Annotated in this window: 17 protein-coding genes; 9 read left to right on the forward strand and 8 right to left on the reverse strand. The window is 72.7% G+C overall.

What is annotated here, in order from left to right:
* Nucleotides 1–142 precede the first annotated feature (142 nt).
* The 4 genes from ACZ6CL_RS39285 to ACZ6CL_RS39300 are packed head-to-tail and all read left to right on the forward strand — an operon-like array spanning nucleotide 143 to nucleotide 4,123.
* Nucleotides 143–2,716: a nitrate- and nitrite sensing domain-containing protein gene (locus tag ACZ6CL_RS39285; RefSeq protein WP_468945466.1), complete on the forward strand. Its 2,574-nt coding sequence runs from the start codon at nucleotides 143–145 to the stop codon at nucleotides 2,714–2,716.
* Nucleotides 2,713–3,138: a roadblock/LC7 domain-containing protein gene (locus ACZ6CL_RS39290; protein ID WP_468945468.1), complete on the forward strand. Its 426-nt coding sequence runs from the start codon at nucleotides 2,713–2,715 to the stop codon at nucleotides 3,136–3,138. Before ACZ6CL_RS39285 ends, ACZ6CL_RS39290 begins: the two co-directional genes overlap by 4 nt.
* Before the next feature lie 15 nt (nucleotides 3,139–3,153).
* Nucleotides 3,154–3,549 carry a DUF742 domain-containing protein gene (locus tag ACZ6CL_RS39295; protein WP_468945469.1) on the forward strand — a complete coding sequence of 132 codons (396 nt, stop codon included), beginning with the start codon at nucleotides 3,154–3,156 and terminating at the stop codon, nucleotides 3,547–3,549.
* A complete protein-coding gene (locus tag ACZ6CL_RS39300; RefSeq protein ID WP_468945472.1) occupies nucleotides 3,530–4,123 on the forward strand; it encodes a GTP-binding protein in 594 nt (197 codons plus the stop codon). The genes ACZ6CL_RS39295 and ACZ6CL_RS39300 overlap by 20 nt, the downstream gene beginning before the upstream one ends.
* A gap of 17 nt (nucleotides 4,124–4,140) precedes the next feature.
* On the opposite strand, the gene ACZ6CL_RS39305 is transcribed toward ACZ6CL_RS39300, so the two are convergent.
* The 4 genes from ACZ6CL_RS39305 to ACZ6CL_RS39320 all read right to left on the reverse strand — a co-directional run bounded on the left by ACZ6CL_RS39305 (nucleotide 4,141) and on the right by ACZ6CL_RS39320 (nucleotide 9,166).
* Nucleotides 4,141–5,343 carry a lipid-transfer protein gene (locus ACZ6CL_RS39305; RefSeq protein ID WP_468945475.1) on the reverse strand — a complete coding sequence of 401 codons (1,203 nt, stop codon included), beginning with the start codon at nucleotides 5,341–5,343 and terminating at the stop codon, nucleotides 4,141–4,143.
* On the reverse strand, nucleotides 5,340–5,810 hold the full coding sequence (locus ACZ6CL_RS39310) for a Zn-ribbon domain-containing OB-fold protein (RefSeq protein WP_468945478.1): 471 nt from the start codon (nucleotides 5,808–5,810) through the stop codon (nucleotides 5,340–5,342). Before ACZ6CL_RS39310 ends, ACZ6CL_RS39305 begins: the two co-directional genes overlap by 4 nt.
* Before the next feature lie 39 nt (nucleotides 5,811–5,849).
* Nucleotides 5,850–6,662, reverse strand: coding sequence for a M15 family metallopeptidase (locus ACZ6CL_RS39315; protein WP_468945480.1), 813 nt, complete (start codon nucleotides 6,660–6,662; stop codon nucleotides 5,850–5,852).
* 101 nt (nucleotides 6,663–6,763) lie between these two features.
* Complete coding sequence (locus ACZ6CL_RS39320; RefSeq protein WP_468945483.1) at nucleotides 6,764–9,166, reverse strand: glycoside hydrolase family 31 protein; 2,403 nt, start codon at nucleotides 9,164–9,166, stop codon at nucleotides 6,764–6,766.
* A 206-nt stretch (nucleotides 9,167–9,372) separates the two neighbouring features.
* Here ACZ6CL_RS39320 and ACZ6CL_RS39325 point away from each other — a divergent pair, with 206 nt between their 5' ends.
* Nucleotides 9,373–11,391 carry an acetoacetate--CoA ligase gene (locus ACZ6CL_RS39325; RefSeq protein ID WP_468945485.1) on the forward strand — a complete coding sequence of 673 codons (2,019 nt, stop codon included), beginning with the start codon at nucleotides 9,373–9,375 and terminating at the stop codon, nucleotides 11,389–11,391.
* Here ACZ6CL_RS39325 and ACZ6CL_RS39330 read toward each other — a convergent pair.
* Nucleotides 11,388–12,614 carry a CdaR family transcriptional regulator gene (locus ACZ6CL_RS39330; RefSeq protein ID WP_468945488.1) on the reverse strand — a complete coding sequence of 409 codons (1,227 nt, stop codon included), beginning with the start codon at nucleotides 12,612–12,614 and terminating at the stop codon, nucleotides 11,388–11,390. The two genes, ACZ6CL_RS39325 and ACZ6CL_RS39330, sit on opposite strands and share 4 nt — an antisense overlap.
* 225 nt (nucleotides 12,615–12,839) lie before the next feature.
* On the opposite strand from ACZ6CL_RS39330, the gene ACZ6CL_RS39335 reads away from it, so the two are divergent.
* The 4 genes from ACZ6CL_RS39335 (at nucleotide 12,840) to ACZ6CL_RS39350 (ending at nucleotide 17,678) form a co-directional block, all read left to right on the forward strand.
* On the forward strand, nucleotides 12,840–13,778 hold the full coding sequence (locus tag ACZ6CL_RS39335) for a substrate-binding periplasmic protein (RefSeq protein ID WP_468945490.1): 939 nt from the start codon (nucleotides 12,840–12,842) through the stop codon (nucleotides 13,776–13,778).
* Nucleotides 13,779–13,791: 13 nt separating this feature from the next.
* A complete protein-coding gene (locus tag ACZ6CL_RS39340; RefSeq protein WP_468945491.1) occupies nucleotides 13,792–15,381 on the forward strand; it encodes an amino acid ABC transporter permease/ATP-binding protein in 1,590 nt (529 codons plus the stop codon).
* A gap of 10 nt (nucleotides 15,382–15,391) precedes the next feature.
* Nucleotides 15,392–16,678: an NAD(P)/FAD-dependent oxidoreductase gene (locus ACZ6CL_RS39345; RefSeq protein WP_468945494.1), complete on the forward strand. Its 1,287-nt coding sequence runs from the start codon at nucleotides 15,392–15,394 to the stop codon at nucleotides 16,676–16,678.
* Nucleotides 16,679–16,763: 85 nt separating this feature from the next.
* Complete coding sequence (locus tag ACZ6CL_RS39350) at nucleotides 16,764–17,678, forward strand: hypothetical protein (protein WP_468945496.1); 915 nt, start codon at nucleotides 16,764–16,766, stop codon at nucleotides 17,676–17,678.
* A 62-nt stretch (nucleotides 17,679–17,740) separates the two neighbouring features.
* On the opposite strand, the gene ptsP is transcribed toward ACZ6CL_RS39350, so the two are convergent.
* From ptsP to ACZ6CL_RS39365, 3 genes are all read right to left on the reverse strand, one after another.
* Nucleotides 17,741–19,411, reverse strand: a complete 1,671-nt coding sequence (gene ptsP, locus ACZ6CL_RS39355) for a phosphoenolpyruvate--protein phosphotransferase (protein ID WP_468945498.1) — start codon at nucleotides 19,409–19,411, stop codon at nucleotides 17,741–17,743.
* 95 nt (nucleotides 19,412–19,506) lie between these two features.
* The gene (locus ACZ6CL_RS39360) at nucleotides 19,507–19,956 is read right to left on the reverse strand and encodes a PTS sugar transporter subunit IIA (protein ID WP_468945500.1); all 450 of its coding nucleotides are present in this window, start codon (nucleotides 19,954–19,956) and stop codon (nucleotides 19,507–19,509) included.
* Nucleotides 19,957–19,993: 37 nt separating this feature from the next.
* On the reverse strand, nucleotides 19,994–20,400 hold a 407-nt coding region (locus tag ACZ6CL_RS39365), incomplete at its 5' end, for a hypothetical protein (protein WP_468945503.1).

Raw genomic sequence — 20,400 nt, forward strand, 5'->3', positions numbered from 1 at the left:
ATGATCATCGAATCGGGAGTCTTCACAGAAGCGGTATGACAAGCCTTCGGGATGACCAATCCTCAGTAGTAGGCTCGCGCCGCTCGTTGTCGGAGAACAATCAGTCGCCGCCCCGGCCCTCGGGGATGACGTTGGGGAGGCCATGCGCTTTCGCGGGAAGTCCATCCGCAGGAAGATCGTGGCGCTGTTGCTGGTGCCGCTTGTCTCGCTGACGGCGATCTGGGCCTTCGCGCTAGCGATCACTGGCCGGGAGGCACTGCAACTGCTCGACGCCTCCGCCATCATCGACAAGGCGGGCCAGCCCGCCGAGGACGCCGTGCACGCCGTCCAGCTGGAGCGACGGCAGACCCTGATCCTGCTCGCGGACCCACGCCAGGCCGACGCGCTGCCCCTGCTCCACACCCAGCAGCGCAAAACCGACGAGGCCGTCGGCCGGCTGCGCGACGCCCAGTCGGACAGCACCGTGCACGACCGGATGAACAGCGAGTCCGAGGGCCTGCTCGACGACGTCCTCAAGGCATCCGAAGGCCTCGACAGCCTGCGCCGGAAGGTCGAGGACAACGGTACCTCGCGGACCGCTGCCTTTGAGTATTACAACAAACTCGTCGACCTCTGTTACGCGTTCCGCAGTTCGCTGCACGCCGTACCCGACACGGACCTGGACAAACAGGGCCGCGCGCTGGTCGCCATGATCCGCGCCCGGGAGGCGCTGTCCCGCGAGGACGCCCTGTACGTCTCCGCGCTGACGGCACGGAAGCTGACCCTGGCCGACCTCAAGTCGATGTCCGACCTCATCGCCGAGCGCACCCTGCTCTACAACACCAACCTGCCGATCCTGCCCGCCTCGGAGCAGAAGGTCTTCGCCGACTACCGGCGCACCAACGCCGCCCCCGCGGCGCTGCGCATCGCCGAGGGCAAAGTCCTGGCCACCATGGAGCCGCGCGACGCCATCGGCGCCCTGGACCGGGAGCACTGGGAGAACGCGGCCGGGCCCGTCCTCAACGACTACGACCAGCTGGGCGACGAGGCCACCGACCGCCTCCAGAAGCGCATCGACCCGGTGGCCAACAGCGTCCTGATCAAGGCGGGCGCCGCCGCCGTCCTCGGTCTCCTCGCCTTCGTCCTCTCGGTCTTCGTCTCCGTGCGGATCGGCCGCGGCCTGGTCCGCGACCTGTCCCGGCTGCGCACCGACGCCCAGGAGGCGTCCAGCGTCCGGCTGCCGAGCGTGATGCGCCGCCTCGGCGCGGGCGAACAGGTCGACGTCGAGCGGGAGGTGCCCCGGCTGCGGCACGGCACCGACGAGATGGGCCAGGTGGGCCAGGCCCTCAACACCCTCCAGCGGGCCGCCGTCGAGGCCGCCGTCAAACAGGCCGAACTGCGCCAGGGCGTCTCCGAAGTGTTCGTCAACCTCGCCCGCCGCAGCCAGGTGCTGCTGCACCGCCAGCTGACCCTGCTGGACACGATGGAGCGGCGTACCGAGGACACCGACGAACTCGCCGACCTCTTCCGGCTGGACCACATGACCACCCGGATGCGGCGGCACGCCGAGGGCCTGGTCATCCTCTCCGGCGCGGCCCCCTCCCGGCAGTGGCGCAAACCCATCCAGCTGATGGACGTCGTGCGCGCCGCCGTCGCCGAGGTCGAGGACTACGAGCGGATCGAGATCCGCAGGCTGCCCCGGATCGCGGTGAACGGCCCCGCCGTCGGCGACCTCACCCACCTCATCGCCGAACTCCTGGAGAACGCCACGGTCTTCTCCCCGCCGCACACCGCCGTCCAGGTGCACGGGGAGCGGGTCGCCAAGGGCTTCACGCTGGAGATCCACGACCGGGGCCTCGGCATGACGCCCGACGCCCTGACGGAGGCCAACCTCCGGCTCGCCGAGACGCCCGAGTTCGAGCTGTCCGACACCGACCGGCTGGGCCTGTTCGTGGTCAGCCGGCTCGCCCAGCGGCAGGGCGTACGGGTCTCGCTCCAGCCCTCCGCGTACGGCGGCACCACCGCCATCGTGCTCATCCCGTCCGCCCTGCTCACCGAATCCGGCCCGGACAGCCAGGACGGGGACGACGACACCGGCCGGCACCGGAAGCGGCAGCGCGGCGCCACCCTGCCGAAGCAGCGCCGCTCCGGCGGCCCGTCCCCGTCCGTGGTGAGCGCGCCGCCCGCCGAACAGCACCAGCAGGCCTCCGACAGCCGCTCCGGCGCCCGCGACGGCGGCCCCGCGCCCCTGCCCCGCCGCGTGCCACCGGTGCTGGTCTCCGACCACGGCCACCCGGTCGACGGCGCGGCGGGCGGACGGCACACCCGGCCGTCCTGGGCCGAACAGCGGGAGCAGGACCCGGACGACAACGTGAACCAGCCCCGGAACCAGACCCGGCCCAAGGAACGGGAACAGGTCCGGAACGACGGCGAGGACCGGCGCCAGGACCAGGCACCGGCCCCGGAGAGCCAGGCACCGGCCCGCCCGGCCGGCTCCGGGCTCCCCAAGCGGATACGGCAGGCGAGCCTCGCCCCCCAGTTGAAGAACGACCCCGAACCACCGGCGGAGAGCGACCACTACGCTGCCGACACCGATCCCGAACGCGATGCCGAACAGGCGAGGGCCACCATGGCCTCGCTGCAACGGGGATGGCAACGCGGTCGGCGGCAGACGGCCACCGGTTCCGGCGGATCGGACACGGCACCAGGAACGAGAGATGAGGGGGACGGGCGATGACCGCATCGAACGCCGCAGCACGCAACGGATCGGCACCGTCGGGCGAGTTGAACTGGCTGCTCGACGAACTCGTAGGCCGGGTCGGCAGCATCCGCAAGGCGCTGGTGCTCTCCGGCGACGGACTGCCCACCGGCGGTTCGCGCGATCTGTCCCGGGAGGACGGCGAACACCTGGCCGCCGTGGCCTCGGGATTCCACAGCCTCGCCAAGGGGGTCGGCCGCCACTTCGACGTCGGCCGGGTCCGGCAGACCGTCGTCGAACTCGACGACGCCTTCCTGTTCGTCACCTCCGCCGGTGACGGCAGCTGCCTCGCGGTGCTCGCCGATGCCGACTCGGACGTCGGACAGGTAGCCTATGAGATGACGCTGCTGGTCAAGCGGGTGGGAGTGCATCTGGGCTCCGCCGCGCGCTCCGGCGGGTGACGGAGGCGGGGGGAGATGACCGGAGAGGGTGCGACCGACGACCGCTGGTTCGACGACGCGGCCGGACCGGTGGTCCGGCCCTATGCGATGACGCGGGGCCGCACCCGCAGCGCCGCCGAGGACAAGCTCGACCTGATCGCCGTCGTCGTCGCCGACAGGGTGAGCCCCGGGACCGCCGACGACCAGACGTTGTCACCGGAGCACATCGACATCGTCGAACTCAGCCGCGACACCCCACAGTCCGTCGCCGAGCTGGCGGCCGAGCTCGACCTCCCGGTCGGCGTGGTCCGCGTACTGATCGGTGACCTGCTTCACGCGGCACTCGTCCGAGTGTCCCGGCCCGTACCTCCGGCGGAACTGCCGGACGAGAGGATTCTGCGCGAGGTGATCAATGGTCTACGGGCACTCTGACCCGGGCCGCTCCCCCATCATCGAACCCGTGACGCTCAAGATTCTGGTGGCGGGCGGGTTCGGTGCGGGCAAGACGACCCTGGTGGGCGCGGTCAGCGAGATCAAACCGCTGCGCACGGAGGAGCTGCTCACCGAGGCGGGCCGGCCGGTCGACAACATCGCGGGGGTGGAGGGCAAGAAGACCACCACCGTCGCGATGGACTTCGGGCGCATCACGCTCCGCGAGGACCTGGTGCTGTACCTCTTCGGTACCCCGGGGCAGGACCGTTTCTGGTTCCTCTGGGACGAGCTGGCGACCGGTGCGCTGGGCGCGGTGGTGCTGGCCGACACCCGTCGGCTGGAGGACTGCTTCGCCGCCGTCGACTACTTCGAGCGGCGCGGCATCGCCTTCACGGTGGCCGTCAACTGCTTCGAGGGCGCCGACAGTTATCCGGAGCAGTCGGTGCGCGAGGCGCTGGACCTCGACCCCGGCACCCCGGTGGTGATGTGTGACGCTCGCGAGCGCGAGTCCGTCAAGCATGTGCTGATATCGGTGGTGGAGCACGCCATGCTGGCCACCGCGGCCACCCGCTGACCGAGCGGCGCCCCGCCTCACCGCACGGCGATCACCGACGAACCATGGCCGAACAGGCCCTGGTTCGCGGTGATCCCCACGCGCGCCCCCGCCACCTGCCGGTCGCCCGCCCGCCCCCGCAACTGCTGGGCCAGCTCACACACCTGGGCGATGGCCTGCGCCGGAACCGCCTCTCCGAAGGACGCGAGACCGCCGCTCGGATTGACCGGGATCCGGCCGCCGAGCGTCGTCGCGCCCTCCCGGAGCAGCCTCGCGCCCTCCCCGGCGGCGCAGAGCCCCAGGTCCTCGTACCACTCCAGTTCCAGCGCGGTGGACAGGTCGTACACCTCGGCGAGCGACAGGTCCTCGGGACCGATCCCCGCCTCCTCGTACGCCGCCCGCGCGATCGACGGCCGGAACGCGTCCGGCACCGGGCCGGGCCCGGCCGCCGAATCGGGGACAGCGTCGGTGGCGATGTCCGGCAGGTCGAGCGTGGTTCGTGGATACACCGGCGACACGGACGAGACGGCCCGGATCCGCACCGGATCCGCCACCCCGTGCCGCCGCGCGAAGTCCACGCCGCTCAGTACGAGCGCCGCGGCCCCGTCCGAGGTCGCGCAGATGTCCAGCAGCCGCAGCGGATCGGCCACCACCGGCGAGGCGGCCACCTCCTCGGCGGTCACGGGGGAGCGGTAGCGGGCATGAGGGTTGGCGGCGCCCGCGGCCGCGTTCTTCACCTTGACCGCCGCGAAGTCCTCGACCGTGTCCCCGTACACCGCCATCCGGCGGCGCGCCCACAGCGCGAAGTACGCCGGGTTGGTGGCGCCCAGCACCCTGAAGCGCAGCCAGTCCGGGTCATCGGGCCGGTCACCGCCGGACGGCGCGAAGAACCCCTTGGGCGCCGCGTCCGCGCCCACCACCAGCACGGTGTCCGCCATGCCGGACAGGATCTGGGCGCGGGCGGTGTCGATGGCCCGCGCACCGGACGCGCAGGCGGCGTACACGCTGGTGACGCGCGCGCCCTGCCAGCCCAGCGCGCGGGCGAAGGCTGCCCCCGCGACCTGGCCGGGATAGCCGCAGCGCACGGTGTTCGCGCCGACCACGGACTGGATCGCGGTCCAGTCGAGCCCGGCGTCCGCGAGCGCCGCCCGCGCCGCCTTCGTCCCGTACTCCGCGAAGCCGCGGCCCCATTTGCCCCACGGGTGCATCCCGGCGCCGAGCACCGCCACCTCGCCGGTCACGGCCGTACCTCCGCGGATGGCCGTACCTCAGTGGAGACGGGCCGCCAGTGCCAGGTCGTCCAGCTCTCCTCGCCCGCCCCGGCCAGCACCCCCGGCACCACCTCGACCTCCATGCCGACCGCCAGATCCGCCACCGTCACCCCGGGCGCGCCCTGCCCGAGCACCACCATCCGCTCGGCGGCCAGCTCCACGGCGATCAGCGTGTACGGCTCCCACTCGCGCGCGGGATCGTCCGGGTACGGGGCGGGCGGACGGTAGCGGCCGTCGGTGTACGACCACACCCGGCCACGCCGCGACAGCGGCACCTCGTCCAGCTCCGCGCCGCCGCACCGGGGCGCCCGGCAGAACGTGTCCTCGCGCGGGAAGTACACCGCGCCACACCCCCGGCAACGGGTGCCCAGCAGCCGGAACTCCCCGTCGCCCGAGGTGAACCATCCGGCGACCACGGGCGTACGCGCAGATGCCACGGCTTCTCCCGGCGGTGAAGGTGAATACCTGACGGAACGTCAGAAGTGTGGCACACCCTCCGGGCGCAGTGAACGGCGCGAGACCGGGAAGTCGAAGTAGGTGTCCGGGAACAGCTCCGGTTTGAAGGTGTAGTGCCACCACTCCTCGGCCAGGTTGACGAAGCCCTGGTCCTCCATCGCGCCCTTGAGCAACAGCCGGTTGGCCCGCTGCTGGCCCTTGATCCGCGGATCGAGGGTGTGCGAGAGGGTGTCGAAGCAGTCGTAACCGGTCCCCATGTCCACCGAGTTGTCGGGGAAGCGCTCCTTCTTGGGCGCGTAGCAGGGCACCAGCTTCTCGCCCGGTACGTACGGCCGGGTCGGCAGCGCGGGCAGCCGCACGATCGTCAGGTCCAGCGTGCTGCCCCGGCTGTGCCCGGACTTCTCGGCGATGTAGCCGTCCTCGAACAGCCGGGTCTTGTCGACCTTCGGATAGAACTCGGCCTTCATCCGCTGGTCGTCGAGGTCCTTCGCCCAGTCGACGAACCGGTTCACCGCGCGCTGCGGCCGGTAGCAGTCGTACACCTTCAGGGTGTAGCCCCGGCGCAGCAGTTGACGCTGCGCCCGGTGCAGGGCCAGGGCTGCCGGACGGGTCAGGAGGCACAGGGGCCTGCGATAGCCGTCGACGGGGCGGCCGGTGAAGTTGTGCGGGGTGATGTAGCGGATCTCCTGGCGGATCGTCGGATCCACATCGCTCAGCGCGACGAACTCCTCCGGCGCCCTGGGCTCGTCCCGGGCCTGCGCCGGAGCGGGCGAGGCGAGGGCCATCAGGGCGGCGACGGGCAGGGCGAGCGCACGCGGCGCGATTCTTGGCATGAACACCGGGTTACCCCGTCCCACCGGACCCCGAACCCCACCGGACCCCGAACCCGCCGGACACCGCGGCCTGATCCACAAAGGCCCGCCGGACAACACACCTAGCGCGGCGACCGCACCACCGGAGCCGCGCCCCGCACCCGCACCGGATACCCCGCCTCGACGCCGCCCTCCCGCTCGACCCGCACCTCGTCCCCGCGCAGCCGGGAGACGAACCGCAGCAGCTCCGCCTTGTCCCACCCGTCGCCCGCGTCCACCACCATCGACCCGCCGCCCTTGCGCCCCTGGCACGGCGTCCACACCTCCAGCTCCACGCCGCCGTCCGGCGACGCCACGGGTATCACCGCGCCCGCCCGGGCCAGCACCGGGATCCGGGACAGCGGCGCGTCGACCACCACCTGCCCGGGGCCCTCGTACGCGCGGCCGGTCGCCGTGTCGTACCAGCGGCCGCGCGGCAGCCGCACCGCCCGCCGCACGGCGCCCTCCTCCAGCACCGGCGCCACCAGCAGCGCGTCGCCCAGCAGGAACGCGTCGTCGCAGTCGCGCAGCGCCCGGTCCTTGGGCTGCCGCCACCACACGGGCCGCACATAGGGCGCGCCGGTACGCTCCGCCAGCCGGGCAAGCGTCATGAAGTACGGCAGCAGCCGCTGCCGCTCGCGCAGCGCCGCCGCCGCGTGCTCCAGCACCTGGGCCCCGAACTCCCATGGCTCGCGCCGCCCGGCCGTGATCGCCGAATGGGTGCGGAACAGCGGCAGGTACGCGCCCAGCTGGAACCAGCGCAGATACAGCTCCGGCGACGGGGAACCGGTGAAGCCGCCGATGTCCGGGCCGGAGTACGGCACCCCTGACAGGCCCAGCCCCACCACCAGCGCCAGCGAGGCGCGCAGCCCCGGCCAGCCGGTCGTCACATCGCCGGACCAGCTGCCCCCGTACCGCTGGAGCCCCGCCCAGCCGGAGCGGGAGAACAGGAACGGCCGCTCGTCGGGGCGCAGCTCGCCCAGCCCCTCGTACCCGGCCCGGGCCATGGCCAGCCCGTACACGTTGTGCGCCTCCCGGTGGTCGCCGCCCCGGCCCTCCAGGGCGTGCCGGGCCGAGCGCGGCAGCGTGGTCTCGCCGAAGGCGGCGAACGACACCGGCTCGCATCGGTCGTGCCACACCCCGGAGAAACCCTGCTCCAGCCGCTCCGCGTACAGCCCGCCCCACCACTTGCGCACCCGCGGATCGGTGAAGTCCGGAAACACCGACTCGCCCGCCCACACCACCCCGCGCACCTCCCGGCCTCGGGCGTCGGTCACGAACCCCTCCGCCGCCGCCCCGCCGTCGTACACCGGGTTGCCCGGCTCCGCCTTCACCGCGGGGTCCACGATCGACACCAGCCGCACCCCGCCCTCGCGCAGCTCGGCGGCGAGCCCGGGCAGATCGGGGAAGCGCGCCGCGTCCACCGTGAAGACCCGGTTCCCGGCCAGGTGGTCGATGTCCAGGTGCAGCGCGGACAGCGGCAGGTTCCGTTCCCGGTAGCCCGCCACCACCCGCCGCACCTCGTTCGCGTCGCCGAACCCCCAGCGCGCGTGGTGGTGGCCGAGGGCCCAGCCCGGCGGCACCGTGGGGGAGCCGGTCAGCCCCGCCCAGCCGTGCAGCACCCGGGCCGGGGTCCCCACGAACACCCAGTAGCGCAGCGGCCCGCCCTCCATGCGCGTCCGGACGCCACCCGGCCGGTCGTGCCCCGAGCCCGCGCCCTCCTCGCCCTCCCGCAGCGTGACCGTGCCGTCCCACGAGTTGTCGTGGAACACCAGATGGGTGCCCGCGTCCGCCACCACCAGCTGCACCGGCATGGTCAGGGACAGCGGATCGTCACCCGGCCCGAAGCCGCCGCCCGGGTCGGTGTTCCACAGCCGGTACGAGCCGTCCGTCAGCCGCGGCCCGTCCGCCCGCCCGCCGAGCCCGAAGAACCGCGCGTCCGCCGCCACCTCCGACCGCTGGTGCCAGCGCGCGCCCGGCACCGCCGCGGCCCGGCCCTCGCCGCCGCGCTCGATCACCGCCTCGGCCGGTTCCCACCAGCGCGGCGGCAGATCCCGCCGCAGCACCACCCCGCCCGGGGTGCGCACCTCCACCGTGCCCATCCGCGAGACCGCGACCGTCACCCGCTCCGACACCACCCGCCAGCCGCCGTCCGTGTCCGGCTCCAGCTGGGCCCGCTCGTCGGCCTCCGGACAGGCGCCGTCCAGCGCGTACGACGGCTCCGGCTCCGCCCCGTCCCAGCCACAGAACACCGCGCCGCCCGCCGCCACCCGCACCCGCAGCGAGGACCGCGCGAACCGCACCACCCCGCCGCCCGGCTGCGGATCCGCGCCCTCCACCACACCCGGCACCCGCGCCAGCTCCGCGCCCCGCCGCGGCAGGCCGGTCGCGTCCGAACGGCGGCGCCGCCACGCCGACCGCAGGGAGCGCAGCCCCTGCGCCGTACCGACCACTTTCACCGACCGCACCAGGTCACGCGCATTCATACTGATCACTGTGCCATCGACGAGGCAGGACGCGACCATGGTTCAACTTCCGTTCACCCGTGGTCGTCCCACATGCAACCTGCCGCGGATGTGGAGCAGCGCCCCTGGTGCCCAAGTCGATCACATGGCATCGTCCTGCTCGGACGCAGACGCACCAGACGACGCGGACCAAGCGGACCACGCGGACCTCCCGGGAGCCGACACAGATGAACACCGCAGCCCACGCCGACCACCTGCCCGGCCCCCTGTGGCAGCCCGGCGCGGACCGGATCGCCCGCGCCCAGCTGACCCGCTTCCACGCCTGGGCGGCCGAGCGGCACGGCGCGCCCGCGCCGCTCCCCGGTGACCCGGCGGCGAGCTACGCCGCGCTGCACCGCTGGTCGGTCGCGGAGCTGGAGAGCTTCTGGCGGGCGGTCGCCGAGTGGTTCGAGGTGCGCTTCGGCACCCCGTACGAAGCCGTCCTCGCCGACGCGCGCATGCCCGGCGCCCGCTGGTTCCCCGGCGCCACCGTCAACTACGCCGAGCACGCGCTGCGCGCCGGTGAGGACCCCTCCCGCGCCGACGAGCCCGCGCTGCTGCACGTCGACGAGACCCAGGAGCCGCGCCCCGTCACCTGGGCCGAGCTGCGCGCCCAGGTCGGCGCGGCCGCCGCCGCGCTGCGCCGCCTCGGGGTCCGCCCCGGCGACCGGGTCAGCGGCTACCTCCCCAACATCCCGCAGGCCGCCATCGCCTTCCTCGCCACCGCCGCCGTCGGCGGGGTGTGGACCTCCTGCGCCCCCGACTTCGGCGCCCGCAGCGTCCTGGACCGCTTCCAGCAGGTCGAGCCGGTCGCCCTGTTCACCGTCGACGGCTACGTCTACGGCGGCAAGACCCACGACCGCACCGAGACCGTCGCCGAGCTGCGCCGCGAACTGCCGACCGTGCGGGCCGTCGTCCACATCCCGCTGCTGGGCACGCCCGCCCCCGACGGGGCGTTGAACTGGGACGATGTCGTCCGTGAGGGGACCGAACCGGTCTTCGACCAGGTGCCCTTCGACCACCCGCTGTGGGTGCTCTACTCCTCCGGCACCACCGGGCTGCCCAAGGCGATCGTGCAGTCCCAGGGCGGCATCCTTCTGGAGCACCTCAAGCAGCTGGGCCTGCACTGCGACCTCGGCCCCGGCGACCGCTTCTTCTGGTACACCTCCACCGGCTGGATGATGTGGAACTTCCTGGTGTCCGGGCTGCTGTCCGGCGCCACCGTGGTGCTGTACGACGGCAGCCCCGGCTACCCGGACACCGCCGCCCAGTGGCGCGTCGCCGAGCGCACCGGCACCACGCTGTACGGCACCTCCGCCGCGTACGTCATGGCCTGCCGCAAGGCCGGTGTCCACCCGGGGCGCGACTTCGACCTCTCCCAGGTGAAGTGCGTCGCCACCACCGGCTCCCCGCTGCCGCCGGACGGCTTCCGCTGGATCCACGACGAGGTGGCCGAGGACATGTGGATCGCCTCCGTCAGCGGCGGCACCGATGTGTGCAGCTGCTTCGCGGGCGCCGTGCCGACCCTCCCCGTGCACATCGGCGAGCTGCAGGCCCCCGGCCTCGGCACCGACCTCCAGGCGTGGGACCCGCAGGGCAGGCCGGTGGTCGACGAGGTCGGCGAGCTGATCGTCACCCGCCCCATGCCGTCCATGCCGGTCCGCTTCTGGAACGACCCCGACGGCAGCCGCTACCGCGACAGCTACTTCGAGATGTTCCCCGGCGTCTGGCGCCACGGCGACTGGATCACCCTCACCTCGCGCGGCACCGTCGTCATCCACGGCCGCTCCGACTCCACGCTCAACCGGCAGGGCGTACGGATGGGCTCCGCCGACATCTACGAGGCCGTCGAACGCCTCCCCGAGATCCGCGAGTCCCTCGTCATCGGCGTCGAACAGCCCGACGGCGGCTACTGGATGCCGCTCTTCGTCCACCTCGCCCCGGGCGCGACCCTGGACGACGAGCTGCTGGCCCGTATCAAGAGCACCATCCGCACCCAGCTCTCCCCGCGCCACGTCCCCGACGAGGTCATCGAGGTCCCGGGCGTCCCCCACACCCTCACCGGCAAGCGCATCGAGGTCCCGGTCAAGCGCCTCCTCCAGGGCACGTCCCTGGACAAGGCGGTGAACCCGGGGTCGGTCGACGACATGGACCTGCTGCGCTACTACGAGCGGCTGGCCCGCGCCAAGGCCGCCCCGGCCGACTAGCCGCGTGCCGACGGGACGTGCGTGGTGTCCAGCTGATCGGCGAGGCAGGCCAGATAGAGGGAGAGGGCGCCGCGGTCGCGCAGGGAGCGGCCGCTGATCTGCTCGATCTTGTTCATGCGGTAGACGAGGGTGTTGCGGTGAATGTGCAGAGCCGCCGACGCCCGCACCAGGTTGAAGCCGTTCTCGCACCACGCCACCACCGTCTCCCGCAGCACCGGCCAGTCCGGCTGCGCGCGCAGCTCCACGGTGGTCAGGGCGATGAGCCGGGCCCGGGTGTGCTGCCCGACGGCGGCCAGCAGCTGGTGGCCGCGCAGGTCGCCGATGAGGTGGACGGGCACACCGGCGGCGACACGGGCGCCGAGCCGTAGCGCGTCGCACGCGTCCTGGTACGAGTCGTGGAGCCCGCCGACGGTAGAGGCCGGTTCGCCGATCCCGGCGCGCAGCACCAGGCCGTACCGCGCGTCGGCGGCCTCCGTGAGCCGGGCGCAGACGGCCGCCACCCCTGGGTCGGGGGCAGTGCCCGGCAGCCGGTGCAGCACCCCGATCCACCCGGGGGCGGCGCTCGCGACGATGTCCTGCGGATCGGGGAACGCCTCGCGGACGGTACGCAGCAGCTCCGGGCGGACCAGCGCGGTGTCCCGGGACCGGCGCCCACCGGCGTACCCGGTGCCATGGCCGCGACCGCCACCCCGGCGCTCCCCGCCCGGCACGGTCACCTCCATCGCGATCGCCACCCGGGCGAGCCGCAGATCGAAGCCCAGCTCCGCGGCGCGGAAGACGATGAAGTCCGGCTCGACCACCTGGGCGTCGTACGAGGCGACGTCGACGATCAGATCCTCCAGCACCCGCTCCCGCAGCACCCGCGAGCGCAGCAGCACGGACTCCCGCATCAGGATCTCCGTCTGCCGCTTCACCAGCAGTCCGAAGCGGCCCACCTGGGCGGGTGTGCCGGTGATGCCGACCGTGCCGACCGCGTGCCCGTCCCGGACCAGGGGGAGTGTGACACCGGGGCGCACGCCCCGCAGGGACTGGGCCTGCGCGGTGGTGTGGGTGGCGGGCTCCTGGGTGCGCAGCACCTCGACGGACGCCTCGTGGAAGGTACCGATACGGCTCTGGTCGCCGCTGCCGATGACCGTGCCCTCACTGTCGGTGATGAGGACGTTGAAGCCGATGACCGCCGAGGTGTCCCCGGCGATCTCCTGAGCGAGTGACGGGCTGAGCATGCGTGGACCCCCGTCGAGAGGTGCGCGAGAAGGGGTGCGCGAGGCGGCGCGAAGTGGGACGCACCATACAGTGCGGCAGTCCTTATCCGCCATATATTCGTACGAAGTAACCAGTGACCGAAGCTCGGTGCACTCGTAGCGTATGGGGCAATTCACACCGCCGCCGCAGCGGAAGACGCGGTGAACGGCGGGCCCTGCCCAGCCCTGACACGGAAGGCCGATCCGATGGCCCGTGTACGCATCCTCCTCACAGCCCTGTCCGTCATGCCGCTCCTCGCCCTGACCGCCTGTGGTTCGGACAGCGACGCCGCCGCCCCCCAGAAGGTCTCCGCGAAGACGGCGGCGCTCGGCACGATCGACCCCGGTGTCCTGAAGGTGGCCGTCCAGCCCTACGCGCCCTACACCACCGTCAAGGACGGCAAGATCGTCGGCCTCGACGGCGACATCCTCAGTTACGCCGCCAAGAAGCTCGGCCTCACCATCCAGCCCGAGACGACGGACTTCGCGGGCATGCTCGCCGGAGTCCAGTCCCGCCGGATGGACATCACCATCGGCGGCGTCGCCTGGACCAAGGACCGGCAGAAGCAGGGACTGTTCACCGACCCGCCCTACTACTCGCCCCCGGCGATGGCGGTCGGCTCGGGCAAGACGTACAAGACCATCGACGACCTGAAGGGCCTGCGCCTCGGCACCGTCGAGGGCTACGTCTGGGTCAAGTCCATCAAGGCCGTCCCCGGCGCGAACCTGCGCGCCTACCCCGACGCCAACGGCGTCTTCGACGACCTCGCCGCGGGCCGCATCGACGTCGGCTTCCTGGACCCGCTCATCATCATCGCGGCCGAGAAGGAACGGTCCGAGCAGATCAAGACCGAGTACCTGACACCGCCCACCGCCGCACAGGTCAAGGCCAAGCCCGCCTACGAGTACTTCCGCCCGTACCAGACCGGCTTCTACCTCCCCAAGAAGGCCACCAAGCTGGAGAAGGCCATCTCCGCCCAGATCGACGCCATGTACCGGAACGGCGAGCTGTCGAAACTGGTCAAGAAGTGGGGCGGCGACCCGGCGCAGTTCCTGAAGCCCGCCTCCGACGTCGCCCCCGCACGCCGCGGAGTCGACCGGCCCGCCGACTGGAACGCCCCCTCCATCACCTCCGCCGGACAGTGAGAAGGCCACCGACGTGACGACCGCCGCAGGCCTGTTCCAGGTCCCCTGGTCCGACTACCGCTCCGATCTGCTCGACGCCCTGCTGAAGACGGTGTCGTACACCGCCGTGAGCTTCGCGGGCGCGGCCCTCCTCGGCCTGGTGGTGGCACTGCTGCGGCTGAGCCGCGTATGGCCGCTGCGCGCGCTGGCCGCCGTGTACACCGAGCTGTTCAAGAACATCCCCCTGCTCGCCATCATCTTCCTGACCTACTTCGGCCTCGGCTCGGTCGACATCCGGCTCGACGTCTTCACGGCCGGATGCCTGAGCCTCATCGTCTTCTACTCCGCCTACCTGTCCGAGATCTTCCGCGCCGCCATCAGCGGAATCCACGACGGCCAGACGGAAGCCGGAGAGGCCCTCGGGCTCGGCCGCCTGAGCGTCTTCGGCCACGTGGTCTTCCCCCAGGCGCTGCGCCTGGCGCTGCCCGGCACCAACACCATGCTGGTCGACCTGCTCAAGGGCACCTCCCTGCTGGTCACCATCTCCGCCGCCGAGCTGATGTCCGAGGCACGGCTCATCACCTCCTCTACCTTCCGGGCACTGGAGGTGTACCTCGTCATCTCGGCCGTCTACTTCGCCCTCTGCTACCCCCTGTCCCAGCTGCTGCTCGCCCTGGAACGCGCCATCCGGGCCGGAAAGCCGCTGACACCGCGGCGGCGGCGACGGCTGCGCACCGCCCGCGCCCTCCTCGCCGAGCCCCCCGCCCCCGCCGAGCCGCCCGCCCCCGCCGAGCCGCCCGCCCTGGCCGAGCCGCCCGCCCTGGCCGACCCCCCCGTCCCCGAAGGAGGCGACGGCATGACCACCGACGCCGTCGTACGGATCACAGACCTCGGCAAGTCCTTCGACGGGCGCCGCGTCCTCGACGACGTCTCACTCGACGTACCGCGCGGACGGATCGTCAGCGTCATCGGACAGAGCGGCGGCGGCAAGACGACGCTGCTGCGCTGCGTCAACCTGCTGGAACGGCCGGACAGCGGCACCATCGAGGTGGCGGGCGAGACGGTGCACCGCGACGGGCGGACCGTCTGCCGCGACCTCGCCCGGCTGCGCCGCACGGTCGGCATGGTCTTCCAGCGGTTCCACCTCTTCCCGCACCTGACCGCCGTCGAGAACGTCATGCTGGCGCAGGTCAAGGCGGGCGTCCCCGAACGCACCGCCCTGGAGCGCGCCGTCGTGCTGCTGCGCCGGGTCGGGCTCGCCCACCGCGGCCTCGCCCACCCCGACCAGATGTCCGGCGGTGAGCAGCAGCGGGTCGCCATCGCGCGGGCGCTGGCACTCAAGCCCGAGGTGCTGCTCTTCGACGAGCCGACCTCCTCGCTCGACCCGGAGGCGACCCGGGAAGTCCTGCGGGTCATGCGCGAGCTGGCCGAGGAGGGGATGACGATGATGCTCGTCACCCACGAACTGCCCTTCGCCCGCGAGGTGTCCGACTGGGTCGCCTTCGTCGACGGCGGCCGGATCATCGAGGCGGGCCCGCCCGCCGAGGTGCTCGGACGGCCCCAGCAGGCGCGCACCCGGGCCTTCCTGACCACCTACGAGTCCACCGCTGTCGTCGGCGCCTAGGGGACACGTCATGGACACAATGCACGGCAGCGGCCCCGTGGTGGTCGTCGGCGGCGGAGTGGTCGGCCTGTGCACGGCGTACTACCTGGCCGGGCACGGGCTGCCGGTCGAGATCGTGGAACGGCGCGGCGTCGGCTCCGGCGTCTCGCGCGGCAACGCGGGGTGGGTCTGCCTCAGCCACTCCACCCCCGTCCCCGCCCCGGGCGTCCTGCGCTACGCGGCGCGCTCCCTCGGCAGGCCCGACTCCCCGCTCTATCTGCGCCCGCTGCCGGACCCCGCGTTCGTACGGTGGCTGTGGCGCTTCTGGCGCAGCAGCACGCCCGCCGCGTTCCGGCGCGGCTACGCGGCGATCGCCGAGCTGAACCGCACCACGTTCGCGCTCTTCGACGGGCTGCGCGAGGCAGGGGTGGAGACCACCCTCACCCGCCCGGGCATGGTGCACGCGTTCCTGTCGCCCGGCGAGGCACGGCACCACCTCCAGCTCCAGCGGCAGATGGCGGACGGCCGCTACCCGCTCCCGGACGACGTCAGCACCGGCCCCGAGGCGATGGCCCTGGACCCCTCGCTGGCGCCGGGGGTCCAGGCCGCCTACCTCGTCCCCGGAGAAGGCGTCCTGGACCCGGTGGCCTTCGCACAGGCCCTGGAAGAACGGCTGGCGGCCAGCGGGGTGAAGGTCCACGAGAACGTGGCGGCGACCGGCTTCCGGCGCGGCCCGGCCGGGGACCGGGTCACCGCCGTCGTCACCGACACCGGCGAGATCCCGTGCTCGGCCGTCGTCATCGCGGCCGGAGTGCGCTCCGCGGACCTGCTGCGCGAGCTGGGACACCCCCTGCCGCTCCAGGCGGGCAAGGGCTACAGCTTCTCCGTGGACCTCGATCCCGCGCCGACCCACACCCTGTACTTCGGCGAACACCGGGCCGTGGCCTCCCCGATCGGCGGCACCACCCGCATCGCGGGGACGATGGAGCTGAGCGGCAACAACAACCGGCTCGACTGGCGCCGGATCGTCGCCGTCGCCCGGGCCAGCCGCCACTACCTCGGGCAGTGGTTCGACGATCCGGACGACCTGGTGGCGCTGATCCGCGACCCCTGGGTCGGCGGCCGGCCCTTCCTGCCCGACGGGCTGCCGGTCATCGACCGCGTGTCCGGCCCCGGGAACGCCTTCACCGCCACCGGCCACGGCATGCTGGGGGTGACGCTCGGCCCGGTCACCGGCAGCGAACTCGCCTCCTACGTCGTCACCGGCCGCCGCCCCGCCGCCCTCACGCCGTTCCGCCTCGACCGGCTCCGCGGCTGAGGGCCCGATGACGCGCCCGCCGCGGCGTTGTCAGTGGCTCCGGTTACGGTGAGTGAGCACTGAACGTCTGCGCTGAGGGGGAGTCATGGCGCACACCGACAACGACGGCACGCAGCTCGGGAAGCCCACCGCGATCCGGGCATTACGCAGGGAAGTGCCCAGCGTGGTAGCGCTGTTGGCGGCCGAGGAGGACTTCGCCGCCATGCGGGTGTACGCGTCGTTCGGCTTCGACGACCACGCCCGCTACCTGCGCCGGATGGAGGGTCTGCTGCGGGCGCTCTCGTCACAGGGCGTGCACACCACCGTCGCCCTCTTCGACCCGGTCGCCTACCAGGAGTACTGCGCCCACGCCGGGCTCGACCCGGACACCCCGCGCAGCCGCAGCCGCTTCACGGCGGAGGTGGCGTCCACGGGCGCCACCGTCGCCTACGAGGGCCAGCCCCTCGGCCAGCTGCTGCCCCGCCTGATCACCGCCGCCGAGGAGCACGCCACCTGGGAGTACGCCTCGGCGGTGCTCGCCCGGGCGGGCGGCTGCGGCGGCCCTGGCGGCTGCGGGGGCGGCACCGGCCGCGCCGCGTTCGACCGCGCCGCCGCCGCGCTGTCCGCGGTGCTCGACGCCGCGGGGCCGGGCCTCCACCATCTGGTGTGCAGCGTCCCGGTGGACGGCGTCCCGCTGGCCGCCGCGGTCCACGCCACCACGCGGGAAGGGCGGCCGCCGACGCTCGCCGAGCCCGGCGCGCTCGTCTTCCGCACCGTGCTGGCCTGCGGCATCGCCACGGCGAGCCCCGGCGGCGTCGTCCTGCGGACCAGCCTGCCCGGGGCCCCCGACACGGTCCGCGGCTGGGCGCTGCGCGACGGCTGGCCGCGCCCGCTGAGCGAGGCCGAGGTCTTCACCGCGTACTGCACCGACGCGCGGACCGGCGAGCCGATCCCGCCGGAGCACCGCGTCGAATACCGGGCGGGCCTCCCGCTGCCCCGGCCCGAGGAAGGGGAGGGGTGACACGGCGAAGGGCCCGCCCCACCGTGGTGGGACGGGCCCTCAGGCCGTTCATCGGCATCGGCTCATTCGCCGGACAGCACCGCCTGCGCGGCCCGGCGGGCGTCCTCGGCGGTGTCCGCCGCGCGCGCCGCGGAAGCGGCCCGCTCGCACTGGGCGAGCGTGTGCTTGGCCAGCGTGGCGCGGACATACGGAATCGACGCGGCGCCCATGGAGAGGCTGGTGACGCCCAGACCGGTCAGCACACACGCCAGCAGCGGGTCGGACGCGGCCTCACCGCACACCCCGCAGCTCTTGCCCTCGGCCTGCGCGGCCTCCGCCGACGCCGCGACCAGGTCGAGCAGCGCGGGCTGCCACGGGTCCTGCAGTCGCGACACCGCACCCACCTGCCGGTCGGCCGCGAAGGTGTACTGGGCCAGGTCGTTGGTGCCCAGCGACAGGAACTCGACCTCCTGGAGGATCGAGCGGGCCCGCAGCGCGGCCGACGGAATCTCCACCATCGCGCCGAACTTGGCCTGCAGCCCGGCCTCCCGGCACGCGTCCGCGAACGCCTTGGCGTCCAGCCGGTCGGCCACCATCGGCGCCATGACCTCAAGGTAGACGGGCAGCCCCTCCGCCGCCTTCGCCAGCGCCGTCAGCTGCGTCCGCAGGACGTCGGGGTGGTCCAGCAGCGTGCGCAGCCCGCGTACGCCGAGCGCCGGGTTCGGCTCATCGGAAGGGGTGAGGAAGTCCAGCGGCTTGTCCGCGCCCGCGTCCAGGACCCGGACCACCACGCGGCCCTCCGGGAACGCCTCCAGCACCTGCCGGTAGGCCTCGGCCTGCTTCTCCTCCGACGGCGCCTTCGTGCTGTCGTCGAGGAAGAGGAACTCCGTGCGGAACAGCCCCACGCCCTCGGCGCCCGCCTCGACCGCCGCCGGTACGTCCGCCGGACCGCCGACGTTCGCCAGCAGCGGCACCTTGTGCCCGTCGGAGGTCGCGCCCGGCCCGGACGAGGCGGCCAGCGCCGCCCGCCGCTCCTCGGCGGCCCGGGTCAGCTCCGCCCGCTTCTCCTCGTTCGGCGACACGAAGATCTCGCCCGTGCTGCCGTCCACGGCGATCATGGTGCCCTCGATCAGCTCCCCGGCACCGGGCAGCGCCACCACGGCCGGCACCCCGAGGGCGCGCGCCAGGATCGCGCTGTGGCTCGTCGGCCCGCCCTCCTCGGTCACGAAGCCGAGCACCAGGGTCGGGTCGAGGAGCGCCGTGTCGGCCGGGGCGAGATCGCGGGCGATCAGCACGTACGGTTCGTCGCTGTCGGGCACGCCCGGCATCGGCACACCCAGCAGCCGCGCCACGATCCGGTTCCGTACGTCATCCAGGTCGGCCACCCGGCCCGCCAGGTACTCCCCGGCCCCGGCCAGCAGCGCCCGGTACGCGGCGAACGCGTCGTACACCGCGCGCTCGGCGGTGCTGCCCACCGCGATCCGCCGCTCGACGTCGGCGATCAGCTCCGGGTCCTGCGCCATCATGGCCTGTGCCTCGAGCACCGCCTGGGCCTCGCCGCCCGCGAGATTGCCGCGCGCCATCAGGTCCGCCGACACGGCCTCCACCGCCTGGCGCGCCCGCTGCTGCTCACGCGGCGCCTCGTCGGCCGGAATCTGCTTCGCCGGCGGCTCCAGCACCGCCGTGCCCATGTGGCGCACCTCGCCGATGGCCACCCCGTGGCTCACGCCGACGCCTCGCAGCGTTGTCTCCATGTCACCTGTCCCCGGTTGATACGGCGGAACCCCGCCGTGGTGGATGTCGTACTCGCCGTCGACGCCGCCCGGACCGGTTCCGGACGGCGTCGGGGTCACGTCCAGCTGAAAAGCGCGTCGCCCGGCTTCACGTCGCCGTCCTCGCGGACCGCGGAGAGGGAGTCGGCCGTGGCCTCCAGGGCCACGACCGGGCAGATCGGCGACTTACCGGCGGCCACGGCCGCCGCGGGGTCCCAGCGCACGATGGCGTCACCGCGCTTGACGGTGTCTCCCTTGTTGATGAGCACCTCGAAGCCTTCGCCGTTCAGCTGCACGGTGTCGATGCCGAGGTGGGTGAGCACCCCGTGTCCTTCCTCGTCCACGACCACGAAGGCGTGCGGGTGCAGGGAGACGACGATGCCGTCGACCGGAGCCACTGCCACACACGGCTCGAGCACCGGGTCGATCGCCGTACCCGGACCGACCATCGCGCCCGAGAACACCGGATCGGGAACCGCTGTCAGTCCGATCGCGCGCCCGGCGAGCGGAGACGTCACGGTGGTCATTGGGAAGCCTCCCAGGGTGAAGATCCATCTCGCGCCGTCACCGCCTGTCCCGGACAGCGCACTGCCCAGAAGCGTAAGTCATAGGAACTTGGGATTCCGCACAAGCGGCGCAGGCCGGAGACTCCCCGGAGCCCCCGAATCGATTTGCCACCGCCGCGTGAGGCGCTGTACTGTCGTACTCCTGCCCATCCGGATGAAGCATCGCAGTCAGCTGCGGGCTCGTCCAGGTGAGGGCGGCACCTTCAGTCACTTGATCCAAATCCCGGATCTGCTTTCGCATGCCATGCGAAAACAGCGATTCGGAAAGCGGAAAAAGGTCTGATAGCGTGTGAAACACCGAACGGGAAGCGCCCGGAGAAACCGGTGATACGGTTTCAAAGGAAGCGATCGTTCCTTGAGAACTCAACAGCGTGCTAAAAGTCAACGCCAGATATGTTGATACCC

Source organism: Streptomyces sp. NPDC041200, from assembly GCF_055591805.1.